The organism is Citrobacter sp. CK191 (assembly GCF_030333435.1).
Classification (GTDB): Bacteria; Pseudomonadota; Gammaproteobacteria; order Enterobacterales; family Enterobacteriaceae; genus Citrobacter_B; species Citrobacter_B koseri.
In genome coordinates, this window is the sequence record NZ_JAOWFX010000003.1 from 520902 (window position 1) to 538449 (window position 17548).

Genomic DNA, 17548 nt, shown 5'->3' on the forward strand with positions numbered 1-17548 from the left:
GTGTGTAAATAAAAAAGCCAGCATCCACTCTCCGTGGATGCTGGCTGGTGAAAAACTTCAGGGTGAGGTAAATGCATTCAGCGACTGCTGGATGCAGCGGAAATGCGGCAGAGCCCGGGCAAAACCGGTATTCTCTGCCATCCGCCAGAGCCTCTCGTTACGTCTAAATATCTCCGTTGTGGGCTGTACCACATGGATTTCATTCAGGGTGAAAACAGCCGGGCGCTCCTGATATTCAGCGATCAGGTACCAGTGACCTTCCTGCATCATCAGCCGATACGGTGCCAGCCGTTCGCAACGCTGTCCGTCAGCAAGCAGCGTGACGCGATAGCAGGCGGTAATGGCTTTGACCAGACGATAGAATGACAGTGACGCTGACGGGCTGGTTATACCCACAGCTTCACCCGCCAGACAGGGCGCGTCGTTGCAGTTCAGCAGCAGGCTGACCAGTCGACGGTCCAGCCCCGGAAACAGATCGGCTACACCTGTACGGTGGGCGAAGGTCAGCACATCCAGCTCGGCCTGCGCACCACTCACCCCCGTCCGCAGGCGGTAACAACCGTTGCTACATTCAAGATCCAGATACATCAGCCGTTCACGAAAATCGCGGTACAGAGTACGTGCAGATACACCAAACTCTGCGGTCAGCCTGCGCATATCCAGCGTTTCACCTGCGACGAGGCGACTGATAATCAGCGACAGCCTGATCGCCAGCCTGTCGTGGCGGCGCTCTGTCTGTGTCATTATCATTTCTCCATACGAGTTAACTGACTGAAAGGGTTATGATTCTAAAGAAGGGGTCTGACAGGGTATGTCCGGGGCAATAACTATTTTTCGATGGACAGGAAGCCACTGATCACTGGGTAAGCTGGGGTTTTTGTTCAATTAATCAGCAACACAAGAAGAGGTGAATTGACAGGGCATGTCATTCTTTAACGAGGCATTAACTTTTCAGATGCAGAACCTGAATTTAAACAGACTGAAACTGTGACAACATCGTTTCCGCCATCACCCACAGCGCACGGTTGAGTTTTACGTCCCCGTCAATGCCACGCACCGCACGGGTATGCGTTCGTCCGCCTTTAGCATTGCGTCCACTAAGCCCGCCCTTAATCAGGTTTTCCTGTACACGCTGATAAGTGGTCCACAGATCATTGCTCTCATCCTGCCAGCGGCGTGGGGAGAGTATCTGCGATTCAGTAACAGGCTGGTGGTCCTCACCAAAGCGATACGTAAGCGCTGCTTTCGCAAGTGCCTGCTGCGCAGGTGGCGGTAGCATCAGAGACTGCATGGCATCGCTTTTCTCTTCCACCCGATCAAAAATCCCAAGCACTTCATAAGCCCCTTCAATCACCTGACTCACCACATCACCTTTATGTGGTACCCGCACCTCACCAAACGACTCACCGCAGACAAGCCCGTTCTGACACACCGCACGAAATAATCCCGGCAGCATTTGATACGAACTGGTGCCATCATGAGAGTTAAGCAGAATGATTTCCGGCACCTGTTTACCTGTAATTTGCCCCTCCCGCCGCAGGCGAAGCATGTGCCTGGTGTGTTCCCGACGCCCCGGGTCACGCACGCGGGTCTGACAGGCAAAGAATGGCTGAAAACCTTCGCGCTGCAGGCTGTCCAGCAGGGAGATAGTTGGAATATAGGTATAACGTTCGCTGCGGGATTCGTGTTTGTCCTGGCTGAAAACGCTGGGCACCACACGAAACAGTTCTTCGCGGGTTAACGGACGGTCACGACGGATAAGATTTGCTGCGCCAAAGCGCGAAGCCAGACGGGTCATAAGCAGACTCCTCATAACGAAAACAATAATAGAAAGCCCTGCCGCACAGGCGACAGGGCTCATGGAATAACAGGTTGGAATTAAACGCTCAGAAGAAGAAATCCCAGACAGCACGGGCCACTGATACCACGGTGGTGCGCATGGCCTGAATGATGGTCCGCACCGGAGTCGGTATCAGCGGGAAAGTACTCACCGTATCCAGCACCGCACCGATAGTTTCACCAAAATCAACGCGCGCTTTTTCCTGGACTACTGTTGTGCGAAAGGGAGACTGCAGTTGCGCGACCACCGGGCTGCTGGCCTCGCGCGGCAGGCAGCGAATCATTCTCTCCGCCATTGTTCGTAATCCCCACTTAGCCCGGACCGATACGGCACATACAGGATGAACAGGCTGGAACAATTCATGCAGCAGGCAAATTTTACGGCTAATGTTTTGCTTCTGCTCTGTGGATAAGTAACCGCCACCGCTAGTGGGTTCGGTCTTGTCCGACTGACTAATAACAAACAGCACCTTGTGCCGGTACGACTCACCAATTATCTGATGATAAAAATGCTCATCCACCGCCAGCGCCCGATCATCGGCCTTGATCAGCCACAGCACCAGGTCGAGCCGGGGAAGCTGATCACGGTACAGCCCGTCATACTCGCTATCGCGTGCACTACTTTCCCCTACGCCGGGCAAGTCTACCAACGTCATAACGCGCTCGCCAACCTGAAGGCGAAAGCGCAGAGGTTCCCGGGTGCAGGCTACCACATCGCTGACAGGAGATACCTCACCAGCAAACAGGGCATTGCAAAGGCTACTTTTGCCTGCTCCCGTTTTACCCATAATACCTATAACCGGTTCATACTCAGTTATCTGTCTTATTTGTTGCAATAAATGCTCAGTAACCCATTCAGGTAATCCAGATACCGGCTTTAGCAAAGAAGAATAACCGTATTTATTTTTCATAACACCCCCCTCTTATTGATAATAAAAAGGCAGCTTACATGGCTGCCTTTTTGAATCCTTCATGGGGATGATATATATCCAAAAAAACATTCAGCGTGGATTCAATTTTTGCCTCCATGCCAGATGAATAGCATATTCAATAACTCTGGCATTTGAGATCCCTTCTCTCACAGATATATCACGAAGCTTATCATGAGTCTCCTGAGAAATGATCACGTTAAGGGCTTTATTTTTATCTGCACGCTTCTTCTCTCGGCTTTTCTGTGTGCTCAATGCACTTTTAAATTTCCTTATGAATAGTTCTCTTTCTGCTTCAGTTCTAAAAACATCCTCACGCCAGATAAAATATGACGCATAACAGTATGCGATTTTTTCTTCTGTTCCTTCAGCATGCCGATACTTTTGCAAGGTAATATTGTTTTCCTGCAAATAGTTCAGCAACCAGTCAATGGTCACCCCTGCCTTCCCATTAACATCAGAAAATAAATTTCTCTTTGTGATTAATTCATTCCACTCATTATGTAATTTTAGGATGTATTGTCTGGTATTTCCTTCAGAAATGCTTCTTACAACTTTATCTTTGATAAGCCGCACCCGAAGATTATGGACCGGCGGAATATCGAATCCTAAAGTGAATGGTTCATTTAACAGAGAATTTCCTGCCTGAACAGGGAAAGTGTTTGTATAGGGTGCATAACCCGCGGTAACGTGATCTTGATCTGTTTTACAAAGTAACCAATAACTAGCCCTGGAGTCTGTGGTGAACCATTCAAGCTCATCTTCACATGGAATCTCTTTTTTAGCCTCAACCCGGGTGTTATTGATAAAAGTATCTACTTCTCTTTCGGAACCTTTATTCCCACTCAATAATAAATTGCGCACTCTCTTTTCATAGTTTGCAAGATTTGCTTCGGACGACTCAGGAGGAATATCAACCTCGAATTTCTTTAATTTAAAGTACAAAAATAAAATGAGATTCCTTTCATCATAAAATGAAACCACCACTACCCCCTTGTCACTACGTGATTATAGGTACAAAAATGCCCATTTTTGCACATTAACTCAATGAGTTATTGTTGATAACGTGTATACGGTCACGAAAATTTGGCTTCTTGAGGACTGGGGGATAGCAGAGGGGAAGAAGTAAAAGAACTGTTTGGGTCCTGGATTACAAAGGGATATAAAACTCTAAGCGCAAATATAAACAGATTGAAATAGCCATAACGAATTATAAAAAACCTTACTGCTTTATATGCATGAAGTGGGACATTTCAATTTCCAGAATCACTTAAAAGGCTCATTATAATTTTTACATAACAACCGGTTGTTATGCCTGAACGCGAACTCAATTCCAAATTGAGCTCTGCCACACTAATAACAACCGGAGAATCTAATATGATAACTGAAACACTATTAACTGAAGACAAATTAGTTGACATGTTATTTATCACCACCCTAACTGGATTAACTGACAAGTGGTTCTATAAATTAATTAAAGATGGTGAATTTCCAAAACCTATTAAGCTAGGGAGAAGTTCTCGCTGGTTACAGAGTGAAGTTGAAAATTGGTTACGAGAACGAGTTAAAGCATCGCGAAGCTGAAATGAAATTACGCCCATGCCCCCAATCGGACTGCATGTTTATATCATAAATATCATTATATAACCCACATGTTAACTTCGGAGTAAAAATAAATGATCACCAGCTAATAAAATCACACCTTGCATGACACGCATTAAAATTAACACCCCGGATTGGTAATATATACAACAATATACTACACATCCAACCATCAACACACTCATCCATTGCAAGTATATAAACAACAATAGTCAATACACTCTGCACATATACACGCTCCCACAAATCAAACTAACAAACATTCAAATCAAAACCATAAATCACCATTTAATTACCTCATCAGCCCAAGGTAAGACACAACCCTAGATACTATACAGACAACAGGAATTTATGATGCTTAATGATATTTATCTTGATCAACGTCATGCCCCATTCAATACAATGTATCTGCAACGGATGCTTCGCGTGATTAATAACGCTACAGCACAATACCCACGAACAATGGTTGTCCGTGTAGACCTACGACTTCCTGATAACCACGATGAATGTAAGGCTGGTCTTATCTCTCGATTTATAGAATCGCTTAATGCAAAGATTGAAGCACGATATCGAAGCAAACTAAAGCAGGGTATTCGATGCTACCCATGTCATTTACGTTACGCCTGGGTCCGGGAGGTTGGAGAAGTAAACAAGAAGTCTCATTACCACATGGTACTCTTTGTGAATAAAGATACTTTCAACGGGTTAGGGGTGTACGGTGAAGATGGAACTGGGTTAGCCAGCCTGATACAGGCAGCCTGGCTGAGTGCCTTACAGTTGAGCTCTCCCCCCGGATATCGAACGCTGGTACATATCCCGGACAACCCATTGTATTACCTGGACGTCAATAATTTAGACTACAAAACGGTTTACGATAAACTCACTTTCAGGCTGAGTTATTTTGCGAAGGAGCGCACCAAGTCATACAGCCGGAATGAACGCTCATTTGGCTGCAGCCAGTCCTGAGGCAAAACAAACTAAGTCTATAAAGATTTCTTCAGCCTGGCTCTAATCGACTGAATCTCAGCATACTCCGCTTTTGAAGCCTTGACACGTCAGTTGTTCTTTCACCTCTGAGTGGCTACTCGCGACTGCCTGCAGGAGACTGATTATGTTATTGACCGCAAAAGCCATTAACTGACTTTTCGACTTAATCTCCTTAAGTTATGTGAGAAATTTGCCGATATGAAAACATGATCCCCCAGTCGCTACTGACATGCCCTGTCAGTAGCGACTGGTAATCTCAAGGAAAAATCACAAGGAGAACGCGCATGAGCGGGCATGAGGTAATGGTACAAAGAATAACCGCTATTATTGCAGAACTTTACCAGTACGGTTTTGTATCACGTAAGAAGATGATGGACGAATTCAACATCAGTGAGCGTACTTTGTATCGTGATCTTAATCGTCTGGGCGACAGAATCGTCCCCGATGGTGATGGTATTTACAGGCTGGCTCCCGCTTACGCTAAACCTCAGGCTCTAAAAGAACAACAAAATCTCATCAATGCCCTAGGGATGGCAGAGTTATTCCCTGTAAAAAAAATCTTCTCCCAGCCTGACATGACTTCACTGATCATCAGATCGCTGCCCGGAGATCCAGAAGCGAAACGCGTACTTGAGAATAACTATAGTGTGTTCGATAAAGCGATTCGTGAAAATAGCCTTTGTGAATTTCATTATAAAGGGAAACATCGGACCGTCGCGCCTTATAAGCTTATTAACATAAAGAGCGTCTGGTATCTCGGTGCGGTAGAGAATGAAAAGGTTAAAGGATTCCAGCTCACCAAAATTCATTGGCTGAAATTTAAATCAGAGCACTTCACACCACAACCCCATATCACACAATACTTTGCTGAAGAAGATGATGTCTGGTTTTCTTTGGATAAGCAGATTGTACTCCTTAAAATTTCAGCCGACGTAAGCCATTTTTTTAAACGTCGAAATGTTCTGCCTGCCCAAAAGTTAATTCGTCAGGAACCTAATGGCGACTTGATCGTGCAAACCAAAATGGCACACGAAAACCAGCTATTTCCATTATTACGTTATTGGTTACCAAATCTCACTATTATTTCCCCGGTTAGCCTACAACAACTTTTTTATCAGAAGCTCAACCAGCAGATAATAGAAATGAAAAACCCATTGCAGTGAAATTATTTTTGACAACATACAGCAGGAGTAAAAAATGTTACGTGGTTCAGAAAGAAAAGAAGCATTAGCCAGTCTCAAAAGTGCAACTAACCGTTATGAAGTACAGGCTAAAGACACCCAGGATGAGATCACTGCCCTCTTTCTGTTACGCCAGAAATGCAGTAAGGACCTGATTGCCCGTGGTGAAAATTTTGTTAATCGACTGGCGAATACACCGAAAGAGTTTGATAAATCCTGGAGCGAATTGAAAGCGGAAATCGCTGAATTTGATAACGTGGTGGAAAAACTGGAAGAAGAATACCGCGCATCACATATTGGTAAAGGAACGGCTGCTGCGGGGGTTGCCGTTGGGGCGGGGGTCGCCGCATTTGCCCCTACGGCTGCGCTGGCGGTCGCAACAACTTTTGGTACAGCATCCACGGGTACCGCTATTGCTACGTTAAGCGGAGCTGCCGCAACAAATGCAGCCCTGGCATGGCTCGGCGGCGGCGCACTGGCTGCGGGTGGCGGTGGCATGTCAGCAGGAAGCGCACTACTGGCTCTGGCGGGTCCAATAGGCTGGGGGATTGGTGCTGTAGGCATCGCTGGCGGAACCTTACTAGCCCGTCGCAAAAACGGTAAAATCATTGATGAAGCACAACAGGAAGAGCGCCAGGTTCGCGCAAAAACCAGCGAACTTCGCGTGATGGAACGTGGTGCGCAAGAACTCAAGATGCTCACATCCGAGCACTATCATGGTACTGAAAGCATTATTGATGTGCTGGAAAAGGCTGCGCCTCAAGACTATTGCCAGTTTAATACCCAGCAGAAAGATCAATTAGGGGCATTGATTAACCATATCAATGCATTATCAAAACTGATCAACAAGAAAATCCAGTAATGAGCATTAACCATAATACAGTTGGCGACCAGCTTATCGGCAGCGCGGTTAACGCCATTAATCAGACCCGCATTGATAATGAACTGTTAAAACTATCGCAGCAGGATCGTGCATTTGAGTTGGCTGGCGAACAAATGCAAAAGGTGCGTGATTTCATCGCGTCACCGGGTAACATCCTGGGCTCAATGAGCACCAAACACGGTGAAATTGCTGAGCAGGTAGAAGTTGGCGTGCGCAATGCTCGCCAGGCAATAGAAGAAAGGGTTCAGGATGCCTCTGATCTTAGCGCCACGTTTGACGGAGTGGGTCGAACCGCTCCGGCGGATTATATGATAGATGGCGTTGACGTGCAGTCAAAGTTTATCAACGGAGTTAATAATAACCTGAACCATGTCCTTCAGCACATGGAAACCTATCCCAATTTCACCCAAGGAGAATCCTTTTACCATATCCCCAAAGACTCCTGGCAAACGATTCAGGATGTTATTGATGGGAAGCCGGTGGAGGGCTTGAGCGAAAAAACAATACAGGCTATCAGGGATAAAGTTACAGAAATTGAAAGTACAACGGGAAGATCCTTTAATGATGTCGTGCGTCCTGGAGTTTCTGATTACAAAGATGTTCAGTGGGGAAAAATTGACGAAACGCTTGATAAACATGATCAGGAATTAGCGGAACAGAACGAGGCAAAAAAAGCAGAAATTATTGACGATCACCAACCCTCCCTAAGTGAAGGCATGCGTGCAACCGCAATGGGAGCCGCTTTCGGTGGAACCTTTGCTCTTGTAACAGGTATATATAGCAAATACCGTGACGGTAAAAATATATTTCGTGGAGATTTCAACAGACAGGACTGGCAGGATGTCGGCTTAGATACATTGAAAGGTGCCGCTATTGGCGGTGTATCCGCCGGAGCAATTTATACCCTGACCAATTATGCCTCTCTGGGAGCACCGTTCGCCAGCGCGCTGGTCACTGCCGCTAAAGGTGTAAGCAATCTTGCTCTCTCCTATCAGCGCGGTGAGATTAATGCTGATGAATTTACCGATCTTGGCCTTATCATCTGCGCGGAATCTGCCATCGTTGGCGCAATGTCTGTCGCAGGTCAGGCAATCATCCCTGTGCCTGTTTTGGGGGCATTGGTTGGTTCTATCTCAGGGAAGTTTATGGTTACCGTAGCTAAAAATCTGGACAGTAAAGCACGCCAATTGCTGGCGAAAAAAATGGAGCAATTTACATGTCGCTTAAGTGAGATTGAGCAGAAAGCACTCAACCGAATTTTGAACGAGTTCGCGGCGCTGGGTGAGCTTACCGCAGCTGCATTTAGCGTGGAAAACAATCGCCGGTTGCTGGAAGCAAGCATCACGCTTGCCCAGGCCCACGGTGTTGAAGAGACGAAGATAATCAAAAATGCGGATGATCTTGACACATTTATGATGGCGTAGCACTCGAATAAAAATTACAGCAAGGATAAAACCACAATGCTACAGATAATTGGTGCGTTAATTTTACTGGTAATCGGTTTTGTTATTATAAAAGCGTTGTTTAAGGCATCTCTCAATATTCTAGGTGTGATATTAGGATTGGGTGCATTGATTGTTGCAGGCCCACCTTTATTGGCGGGCTATATTGTAGAGCGCGTAACCTATGCGCTTCACTCACGTTGGCTGCTGGGTGTACCTCTTGCCATAGCAGGAATGGTGATTAGCTTTATGTGGGGACTTGATGGTAAACATATTGCCTACGAAGCTTATTCATTTGATTCAATGAAGTTTATTTTAACCGCTGCATTTGCCAGTGGCCTGCTTGCAGTACCTGTACAAACCAAGGCTATTCTACAAAACGGGCTTATACCAGCCGATATCAATGCCAAACTTAAAGAGTATTATTGCTGTTTTTATACGTCTTACTTTTTGATGGCCTGCTCTGCGGCTACACCGTTTATAGCCTGGCAATATAATATCTCATCTTCACTGATGTGGTGGACAGGATTGCTATACTGGATAGCAGCCTTACTGACACAGTTCTATGCGGCAAACCAAATTCAGGAACTCAAGAAGTTAACTAATGCCATCAATACAGGGTTAAATGAGCAAAAAGCGATCAATAACAAACTTTGGCTGACGGAACTAAAAGAAGGAAGTAACCTCTCAGCAGAATTCGTAGAGACTATCTATCTCAAGTTGGTCTCACAGCATATTTTTCAGGGCGATACTCGAGAGCAGGATCTGGCTGGTGAAAACTGGCTTTTAAATGATGCCTGGTATGAAAGAAAGATGGCTGAATTTAATGAGCAGTTAAACAGTAAAATAGTACACTCATCAGATGAGCTAAGAAGCCTTTTTGGTAATAGGCTGAATTTACCCTCTGCTGCGAATGATGATCTCCTGAACCGTTATCTTGATGGTGGGAACTATTATTCTTTTTCGGATGGTCGAAAATTTGTCTCGTTTCACTATGTCGACGAGCTTTGTACCTGCACTTCATGCGGTTTGAGCGAAATTAAAAACGCAAAACACCAAGGCGGTGGTGGGAGCCAAGAATGGTATTGCTCAGATATTTGCCGGGAAACGGAAAAACTCTGCATTGAAATTCACAAGCGACCACAGGCTGAATTTATTTCCAGTGCAGCAACAAACGGTCTGATTCTCATGACACTCCCGGAGGCCTGGAATACTAACGAAAAAATGTTTGCAGTGGGAGGACAAGGACATGGTTTTGCAGCCGAACGGGGAAATCATCTTACTGACAAAATCCAACTAAAAGATGCACATATTCTCGGTGATGATAATGCGAAAAATGGTGCAGACAGGCTGGTTAACGGTTCAGAGATTCAGACCAAATACTGTGCAACCGCTGCACGTAGCGTCGGTGCTGGTTTTGACGGACAAAACGGTAATTATCGCTATTATGACAGTAACGGAACCCCAATGCAGTTAGAGGTTCCGAAAGACCAGTATTCGAAAGCGCTTGAAACGATGGAGAACAAAATTCGCGATGGCAAAGTCCCCGGCGTTACCGATCCTGCAGAAGCCACAAAACTTGTACGTCAGGGACACCTGACTTATAGCCAGGCACAAAACATTACTAAGTTTGGCACGTTCGAATCTATCACTTACGACATTGCGGAAGGATCTATCATCAGCCTCGCAGCTGGAGGTATCAGCTTCGGTCTGACAGCTTCTATTTTCTACCTCAATACCGGCGATCGTAAGGCTGCGTTGCAAACGGCAGCAATACAGGCAGGTAAAACATTTACCCGCACACTGACAGTTTATGTGACGGTACAGCAATTACACCGTATCAGTGCCGTTCAGGGATTACTTAAAAATATTGATTTTGCCGCTGCCAGCCCGACAGTTCGTAATGCGCTTCAACAGGGAGTCGGAGCTAACAATCTCAACTCCCTTAACAAGATGATGCGTGGCACACTGGTTACCTCTTTCGCACTGGTCGCCGTGACCACTGGTCCGGATATGATCAAAATGGTGCGAGGTCGTATTTCTGGGGCACAGTTTATAAAAAATCTGGCAGTTACTTCATCTGGTGTGGCTGGGGGTGCAATTGGTTCTATTGCTGGCGGAATGATGCTTAGTCCATTAGGTCCTTTCGGTGCTTTAGCAGGACGCGCAGCTGGTGGCTTGTTAGGCGGTATGATTGCCACAGCGATTTCCAAAAAAATAGCGGGTGCACTGGTTGAAGACGACCGAGTAAAAGTGCTGGCTCTCATCCAGGAACAGGTTACATGGCTTGCAACAAGTTTCATGCTTACAGAACACGAACTTGAAAACCTGAACGCGAATCTGGCAACAGTAATTGACCAAAAAACCCTGGAGGTAATCTTCGCCGCAAAAGAGCAAGACCGAGCAACGGCCAATATGCTGATTAAACCACTTGTAGTAAGTGTGGTTAAGCAACGACCGGTCCTGAGCTATGAACAATCGCAAATCTGCGAAATGGTCGATCAGCTTGATACATCGGTTTCATTATATGCTGTTGCATAATGAAAGGTATAAATTCATTACCATCGTGATATGGTGCTCTAGATGAAGCAAACTTAAATACCATTAACCCCATGATACCATTGTAAAATACAGAATAAACAATGGTAATCATCATAATGAACTGATTCGAACAGACTTTCGGAAGGGTATGAAGAATTAACAAATATGGGGGCAATTGCCCCCTTAATGTTTATTTCAGCCGTTTACCTGCATCATCAATAACCTTCTCACCGTCTTCCTTGGTGAAAGCCGCTTTCTGAGCATCTGGAAGGATATCCAGAACAACTTCAGAAGGACGAAACAGTTTGGTTCCCAGCGGCGTCACAACGATTAACCGAGCGTCAGTAAATTTCTCATCTGCAAAGCCCAGTTCCTCATAAGGCTCAACACTTTATTCCTTATTTGATAACATTACCCATTAATAGGTCAGGGTTAACTTGTGCTCATCGATTAGCAATATCTAGCTGCATGCGAAGCGTATCCTCCCAAGGAAGGTTATGAATGAATATGGTTTATCTCTCAGTCACTGTATTGACCCGTTCCCCGTTGAACCACACAGATTGTTGTTAGCCACTTCCGCCCCCGAACACGAAGAAACTCACGCTCAGCAAGGTCCATAGTGAGTGAGGAGCGGAAGTTAGTTTTGGGTAACGTCATCGGTGTAGCAGTTACCTTCTACAACGATAAAACAGTATCTATGGATAGCAATAAGGTATCGGTTAAATATATGGTGATTCAGTCTTCATTTTATTATCATGCGATATCTACTCATACATCTGCGATTAAATCATTGAGAGGCATGAGTGTTGGAAGACAGGCGTTAGCTAAGTCGCGGGAGCCTCTTGAGATAAGCAAGGGGATTTTTATATTATAAAGAAGGTTGTGTCTTTGATGGGTAAAGTTTATCACTATTGTGATCTCAATGCACTATTGAGCATTATAAATAATAAGAAACTTTGGATTTCATCGGCTGGAAATCTAAATGATTATACTGAAATAAATTATGCTAAAAACTATTTCTTGGATGCTCTGGATTCAAAGAGAAATCCATCTAATAATTATGTTATTGATGAGTTCCTTCTTTGCTTTCAAAACTCATTCCCACATCCTTATATTTGTAGTTTTTCAAAAAACAAAGATCTCTTAAGTCAATGGCGTGCCTATGCTAGTGATGGCTGTGGAGTATCAATTGGTTTTAATACTGAAGCCTTTGGGTTTTCTGACGTCGCCCCAGTTTTGGGTATGTCTGATATTCATTCCATAGGCATCAATGAAGTTTTTTATGATGATGTTAAAGTTATCCGTGAGTTTGCTGACCGCATGTCTAATGTTGTAATTGCATCATCTTTTCTTGATGACTCTCATAGATGGATGACCTATAATCATATAACAACTGAGGTCAGAACAAAATGCTTATTTACTAAAAATAAATTCTTTGAAGAAGAGCAAGAAGTGAGAATTGTACACCTTCCCTTTGTTACAGGGAATGAGCGTGGCGAATTTAACTTCTTACATTCAATTTCAAGGCCAAAGCAAAGAGTTACAGGAAATAGAATAACATCGTATTTCGAATATGATTTTTCCTCAAAAGAAAATCTTCTATTTGAAGTTGTTCTTGGCCCTAAATGTGAAATAAATAATTATGAAATTGAGATGTTACTAGCGTCGAATGGCTATCTAAAGATACCCGTATCTAGATCTGGTGCAAGTTACAGGTAATCTTTGTAATTTCCCTCGTTTGTACGAAACAACAGAAACAATGAAGAACTAGCCAAGTCTACAAGAGCATTTAGGTGTTGTCCGCTCCTCCCACGGAACGGACACGTTAACCGGGCTAAAAGTCCGATGTGAGCGAACAACTTAAGTAAGTGGCAATGTTTGAAAGAGGATAGCTAATTCACGCTGTTGCCTGCATAGCCGATACGCTAATGCGCTTTTCGCCCAAAAATGCTTTAAGTTCAGGCCACGTGGTTATTAGTTTATAAGAGTGAATTTCTTCTTCATCACTCACATGACGATCGACAACAATTGGCGGAAGTTCTGTTATTGGCTGTATATTTATTGACTTTTTCCCCTGTTGCAATATATCCCTTATCGAGTTATACAAAAATGGATTATATCGTTTGATATAATCTAATTTTTTCTGAACATCAGGAACTGAGAGCACAGAAAGAAATAATCTGTAATTTTCAGTTTTCATTTCAGTGGGTCCTAAACCTAGGGTGATAAATGCTTCTTTTAAATTCTTGTTTTGTTGCTCACTATAAATCTCGTCAAAGGGTATTTCTGATTCAAAAGAAATCAATGTTCGACTTATACCCGGCTGATTAACTTTTGACGCTTCATTCAGAATTATGTTTTTGAAATTTTTAAGAGTGATAATATCTGGAGCACCTTCAATGTTAGAAAATAATTTTTTGTACTCCGGCGTGGAAATTTCCTTTCCCTCTAAAAAAGAAGATATTGCCTGAAAAGTGCTATTAGTCATTCCACTACCTGATTGAGCAACCCCAGGCAATGCGGTTGAATTCATAGTAAAGTTTGGCGATTTAAATTTCATGCAAAATGGGCGATATAGAAGTCCATCGCCTTCTTGTGAATTCCATAGAAACATTAATTCAAGATAAGGCTTATGGTTCGGATTGATATAATCATAGCAGCAATTAAGAAAACCTATCAATATCTTAGATTGGCCATCAATATCAAAGCATTCACCATCCTGAAAGTTTTGATGAATATTTTCCCTCAATAACTCGATGATTTTGAATCCTGACCTAATATCACCACTGAAAGCCACGCATAAATTACTTCCTATTTGGTGTATTTTTTGAATGCAATTAAAATAACGAACTTCCCCGCCAGTCAATGTTATTGTTGCCTGAATATCGGCTACGCAGACAAACCCATTAAAGCAGTTCCCTCCAACCACCCAAGTCATAATATCCATCCTTTTAATTTCAATTCTTTCGAAGCTGCATGTTCGTCCAAAACTTTATCGATATCATTTATTTAATCTTCCATTAACTATATCTGCTATGGCCTATAGAAGCTAATTTTTATTTCCAAGAGTTCAGTGATGTCTTCTCGCAAACAAACGTTACCCGTTGTTGAAATATCGCTCATAGTCCCATTCATCCTGCCTGTGATTATCAATAAGCACAAACTCGTCAACATCCTCCTAACTTTACAGCGATGACCTAACAGATAAACCCATCGCTATGCCCGCGCAGGGCAGCTGGTGCATACGTCTGGCGATGGCTCGTGAGTGGCGTGACGTAGTGAACAAGCATGGCTAGGATGTGACACTGCCTGATGTGAGAGTCAAAGGTAAGCCAGTAGTCTCAGATACAAGTAGTTGGCGGAGCAGCTCAGCATATGCAGCGGCCAGCCCGTGACTGCGTCGGCTTCTCATTACTGAATGATTAATGCTGTCTGACGGGAAAGCACTTTCACCAAAAAGTTTGAACACAGGGCCGGTAAGGTCCGCTCTTTCTAAATGGCTCATTTGCTCCAGCGCTTAGTGTAATGTAAAAATCTCCTTCGAAAACAATCATCCTCACAGAGTAGAGGCCGATAAATCGCTATGGATATAGGTAAACAGCGGTCATAAATATGCCAGCTCCGGCGTGTGGATAAATATACGTGCGGAGCCGCGCTAAGAACTGAGGAGGGGAAGCAGACAGTGAAACTTTATGAGAACGTGGTTATTGGTAATTTCCTGTACGGACTGGGCGTCTCTGTAGGGGCACAGCTTCGCGGGCATGTATTGCCAGCATCTGTCAATCTGCTCCAACAGACGCCTGAGGACAAGGCGCTGGCTGATGTCCTGCTTTCCTTTCCCGGCACCCTACGGCTAATTGAGTTCAAATCTGCGGATAACCGCTCTGGTAAAGAGGCCGCCCGTTTCAGAAAGCTCTCTCACGCGCTAGGAAGTGATGTGAGGCTGAGGCCACTCTCTCACCGAATCCACTGGTATGTTGAAACAACGCCTGATGTTCAGGTGGGTGTGAAAACCTACTTTTCGAGCTATCTCATCGCCCTCTCTCGGTCCCCCCGTCAGGCTGAGCCCCTGAACCTTGAGAACTTTATTGCACAGACAACCCGTAGCATCTTTTCGACTCAGGTTAATGCCGAAGATCCGGTTGCCGTCAGTGACTACCTGAAACTGGTCAGGTGGTGCCAGGGCGTGGACGCAGAGAGCAACGCGGGCGCGCTTATCGTCGTTTGTGACGGCAGCGGTAATCTGAGGTATGCAGAGCTGAAGAATATGATGGAGCTTTCGATGACACATGAGAAATGGCTCCTGTACAGGCATGAAGTAGATCGCCAGCCAAAGCTGGAGAGAGAGCAATCATTAGACCACGACAGAGGGATTGAGCTGAGCCTATGAAAAACACAAATTCCGTCAGTGAACACGACATACGCCTCTTTTTTGAGGCCGCAGACAGGCTCCTTCAGGCCGCACAGCAGCAGGGAAAAACAGCAGACAGGGCAACGTCAGCACTGATTCATTCCGCAACATCTCATGAAAAACAGATGAGAGAGGTCAGAGATGATGTTATCAGTGCCGTTACAGCAATGGCCGACTCAACGGCTCAGAGGTCTGCACGACTTCTGGCGGACCATTTCCGCGAAGCCGATCGAGCCGCAGACGGTGCAACTAACCGCTATGAACGAGCCTGCAGGTCTCTTGGTTGGCGAAGCTGGCTCTGGTTTCTGGCTGCACAGGGGGTTCTGTGCAGTGTGGTCATTGTGCTTATCCTGACGCTTGTTCCCTCACTGGATGAGATACACGAGCGACGCTCAACGCTGGCGCAGCTACATAAGGAGACTGAGGGCTTCCCGTTATACTGGAGAAATTGCAACGTTGACGGCAAAGTCACCCGGTGTTTCCGGACGGATGATAAGGCAGGAAATTTTACGTCTGAAGATGGCAGCACCTGGCACGTTCCATGGCAGAAACCTTAGGCCAAGCAGGGCTTGGGATAAACGCATCGGTACCCTGCCTGCAAAAGACTCCAGGCCCGACAGAATTTCTCAGTGCCATCGCCTGAATTTTCGGAGATGAGAGTGCGACGTCAAAAAAAGAGAAAAAGTCCCCACAGGTTTCCCTATGGGGACTTCACTCAGGTGCGGCTGCTGTGAGCGATAAGCGGAAGTTCGCAGCCTTGCCGCTGTATCCTGTTCGAATAGCCAATCACTAGTGTAGAGTTAAAATCGACGAGGTTCTCGCGACAGGAGATTTCTTGTTTGTCCGTAATGCTATTGTTATTTATCAGGGAGGTGATGAGTGGAAGATATACTTTTTGTGATGAGCTGGATTAAGGATCATCATGTGATGTCATTAACTTTTGGAGTCTTATCTGCAATTTTATGGATTAAATCTGCCACAGCAAAAGTTGAGCTAGGCAAAAAAATTGTCATGGTCACATATGAAGATCCCGAACTTAATGTAAACCTCCATGATTTCTTCGCTACTGCGCGGCTTCAATCTAAGTACAATTCATTTGCGGCATTGTCTGCGGCTGCAACAGCGCTATCCCAGATTCTTGGTTTGTAATGCTGGGCTGCCCCCCCCATTGATTAATATCCAGTGGTATTGGCCGTGTCCGCTCCTAGCACAAAGCGGACCGCCTGAAGCGTTGCGAGGTCTGCTATGAGCGAAAGGTGGACACCCGCATAGCGTTAACAGGCGTCCGATATTTTAAAGTGGGCAGATTACTTAACACGCTTCCCCGTTTCGCCAATGACTTTCTCACCATCCTCTTTGGTAAATGCTCCTTTCTGACGTTCCGGAATGATATCCAGAACCAACTCCGAAGGACGGCAAAGTTTAGTTCCCAGTGGCGTCACTACGATCGGACGGTTGATCAGAATTGGATGCTGCAGCATAAAGTCGATGAGCTGGTCGTCAGTAAATTTATCTTCTGCAAGACCCAGTTCCTCATACGGCTCGACGTTCTTACGCAGCAAAGCACGGACGGAAATGCCCATATCCGCAATGAGTTTGACCAGCTCATCGCGTGAAGGTGGAGTCTCAAGGTAAAGAATAACGGTCGGCTCAATACCGCTGTTGCGGATCATCTCCAGCGTATTACGCGACGTGCCGCAGGCTGGGTTGTGATAAATGGTGATGTTGCTCAT

15 protein-coding genes and 2 pseudogenes are annotated in these 17548 nt (G+C 45.0%); 10 read left to right on the forward strand and 7 right to left on the reverse strand.

All coding sequences use genetic code 11. The features are described from left to right. Positions 1 to 57 precede the first annotated feature (57 nt). The 4 genes from OGV82_RS02470 to OGV82_RS02485 all read right to left on the reverse strand — a co-directional run bounded on the left by OGV82_RS02470 (position 58) and on the right by OGV82_RS02485 (position 3752). Positions 58 to 744: a WYL domain-containing protein gene (locus OGV82_RS02470; protein WP_047738081.1), complete on the reverse strand. Its 687-nt coding sequence runs from the start codon at positions 742 to 744 to the stop codon at positions 58 to 60. A gap of 226 nt (positions 745 to 970) precedes the next feature. Then, a complete protein-coding gene (locus OGV82_RS02475; RefSeq protein WP_101743939.1) occupies positions 971 to 1798 on the reverse strand; it encodes a DUF932 domain-containing protein in 828 nt (275 codons plus the stop codon). 88 nt (positions 1799 to 1886) lie between these two features. Then, positions 1887 to 2750 carry a GTPase family protein gene (locus OGV82_RS02480; protein ID WP_101743940.1) on the reverse strand — a complete coding sequence of 288 codons (864 nt, stop codon included), beginning with the start codon at positions 2748 to 2750 and terminating at the stop codon, positions 1887 to 1889. Between the two features lie 90 nt (positions 2751 to 2840). Further along, on the reverse strand, positions 2841 to 3752 hold the full coding sequence (locus OGV82_RS02485; protein WP_101743941.1) for a hypothetical protein: 912 nt from the start codon (positions 3750 to 3752) through the stop codon (positions 2841 to 2843). A gap of 393 nt (positions 3753 to 4145) precedes the next feature. Here OGV82_RS02485 and OGV82_RS02490 point away from each other — a divergent pair, with 393 nt between their 5' ends. The 6 genes from OGV82_RS02490 (at position 4146) to OGV82_RS02515 (ending at position 11404) form a co-directional block, all read left to right on the forward strand. Then, positions 4146 to 4352 (forward strand): helix-turn-helix transcriptional regulator, encoded by a 207-nt coding sequence (locus tag OGV82_RS02490; RefSeq protein WP_072197167.1) that lies wholly within the window; start codon positions 4146 to 4148, stop codon positions 4350 to 4352. Between the two features lie 372 nt (positions 4353 to 4724). Next, positions 4725 to 5336: an inovirus Gp2 family protein gene (locus tag OGV82_RS02495; RefSeq protein ID WP_101743942.1), complete on the forward strand. Its 612-nt coding sequence runs from the start codon at positions 4725 to 4727 to the stop codon at positions 5334 to 5336. A gap of 305 nt (positions 5337 to 5641) precedes the next feature. Further along, a complete protein-coding gene (locus tag OGV82_RS02500; protein WP_101743943.1) occupies positions 5642 to 6520 on the forward strand; it encodes a helix-turn-helix transcriptional regulator in 879 nt (292 codons plus the stop codon). A 34-nt stretch (positions 6521 to 6554) separates the two neighbouring features. Continuing rightward, positions 6555 to 7400: a hypothetical protein gene (locus OGV82_RS02505; RefSeq protein ID WP_101743944.1), complete on the forward strand. Its 846-nt coding sequence runs from the start codon at positions 6555 to 6557 to the stop codon at positions 7398 to 7400. Beyond that, the gene (locus OGV82_RS02510; RefSeq protein ID WP_101743945.1) at positions 7400 to 8845 is read left to right on the forward strand and encodes a hypothetical protein; all 1446 of its coding nucleotides are present in this window, start codon (positions 7400 to 7402) and stop codon (positions 8843 to 8845) included. Before OGV82_RS02505 ends, OGV82_RS02510 begins: the two co-directional genes overlap by 1 nt. A gap of 36 nt (positions 8846 to 8881) precedes the next feature. Continuing rightward, on the forward strand, positions 8882 to 11404 hold the full coding sequence (locus tag OGV82_RS02515; RefSeq protein WP_101743946.1) for a YeeR family protein: 2523 nt from the start codon (positions 8882 to 8884) through the stop codon (positions 11402 to 11404). Positions 11405 to 11594: 190 nt separating this feature from the next. On the opposite strand, the pseudogene OGV82_RS02520 reads toward OGV82_RS02515, so the two are convergent. Continuing rightward, positions 11595 to 11795: pseudogene (locus OGV82_RS02520) on the reverse strand (thioredoxin domain-containing protein); the annotation flags it as partial. Between the two features lie 500 nt (positions 11796 to 12295). On the opposite strand from OGV82_RS02520, the gene OGV82_RS02525 reads away from it, so the two are divergent. Continuing rightward, positions 12296 to 13123, forward strand: a complete 828-nt coding sequence (locus tag OGV82_RS02525; protein WP_072197166.1) for a DUF2971 domain-containing protein — start codon at positions 12296 to 12298, stop codon at positions 13121 to 13123. 178 nt (positions 13124 to 13301) lie between these two features. Here the strand turns inward: OGV82_RS02525 and OGV82_RS02530 are convergent, their stop codons facing one another. Further along, positions 13302 to 14342: an Ntn hydrolase family protein gene (locus OGV82_RS02530; RefSeq protein WP_180961886.1), complete on the reverse strand. Its 1041-nt coding sequence runs from the start codon at positions 14340 to 14342 to the stop codon at positions 13302 to 13304. 244 nt (positions 14343 to 14586) lie between these two features. On the opposite strand from OGV82_RS02530, the pseudogene OGV82_RS02535 reads away from it, so the two are divergent. The 3 genes and pseudogenes from OGV82_RS02535 to OGV82_RS02545 all read left to right on the forward strand — a co-directional run. Further along, a pseudogene (locus OGV82_RS02535) lies at positions 14587 to 14697 on the forward strand (alpha/beta hydrolase); the annotation flags it as partial. 389 nt (positions 14698 to 15086) lie between these two features. Further along, positions 15087 to 15794, forward strand: a complete 708-nt coding sequence (locus OGV82_RS02540; RefSeq protein WP_047738102.1) for a hypothetical protein — start codon at positions 15087 to 15089, stop codon at positions 15792 to 15794. A 900-nt stretch (positions 15795 to 16694) separates the two neighbouring features. Next, positions 16695 to 16964 (forward strand): hypothetical protein, encoded by a 270-nt coding sequence (locus OGV82_RS02545; RefSeq protein ID WP_047717959.1) that lies wholly within the window; start codon positions 16695 to 16697, stop codon positions 16962 to 16964. A gap of 158 nt (positions 16965 to 17122) precedes the next feature. Here the strand turns inward: OGV82_RS02545 and arsC are convergent, their stop codons facing one another. Continuing rightward, positions 17123 to 17548, reverse strand: coding sequence for a glutaredoxin-dependent arsenate reductase (gene arsC, locus OGV82_RS02550; RefSeq protein ID WP_060571117.1), 426 nt, complete (start codon positions 17546 to 17548; stop codon positions 17123 to 17125).

Bases quoted from the DNA above. Each gene is read 5' to 3' on its own strand.
- arsC (WP_060571117.1), bottom strand. From the start codon at position 17,548: ATGAGCAACATCACCATTTATCACAACCCAGCCTGCGGCACGTCGCGT.
- OGV82_RS02500 (WP_101743943.1), top strand. From the start codon at position 5,642: ATGAGCGGGCATGAGGTAATGGTACAAAGAATAACCGCTATTATTGCA.
- OGV82_RS02525 (WP_072197166.1), top strand. From the start codon at position 12,296: ATGGGTAAAGTTTATCACTATTGTGATCTCAATGCACTATTGAGCATT.
- OGV82_RS02470 (WP_047738081.1), bottom strand. From the start codon at position 744: ATGACACAGACAGAGCGCCGCCACGACAGGCTGGCGATCAGGCTGTCG.
- OGV82_RS02530 (WP_180961886.1), bottom strand. From the start codon at position 14,342: ATGACTTGGGTGGTTGGAGGGAACTGCTTTAATGGGTTTGTCTGCGTA.
- OGV82_RS02510 (WP_101743945.1), top strand. From the start codon at position 7,400: ATGAGCATTAACCATAATACAGTTGGCGACCAGCTTATCGGCAGCGCG.
- OGV82_RS02475 (WP_101743939.1), bottom strand. From the start codon at position 1,798: ATGACCCGTCTGGCTTCGCGCTTTGGCGCAGCAAATCTTATCCGTCGT.
- OGV82_RS02480 (WP_101743940.1), bottom strand. From the start codon at position 2,750: ATGAAAAATAAATACGGTTATTCTTCTTTGCTAAAGCCGGTATCTGGA.
- OGV82_RS02515 (WP_101743946.1), top strand. From the start codon at position 8,882: ATGCTACAGATAATTGGTGCGTTAATTTTACTGGTAATCGGTTTTGTT.
- OGV82_RS02495 (WP_101743942.1), top strand. From the start codon at position 4,725: ATGCTTAATGATATTTATCTTGATCAACGTCATGCCCCATTCAATACA.
- OGV82_RS02505 (WP_101743944.1), top strand. From the start codon at position 6,555: ATGTTACGTGGTTCAGAAAGAAAAGAAGCATTAGCCAGTCTCAAAAGT.
- OGV82_RS02490 (WP_072197167.1), top strand. From the start codon at position 4,146: ATGATAACTGAAACACTATTAACTGAAGACAAATTAGTTGACATGTTA.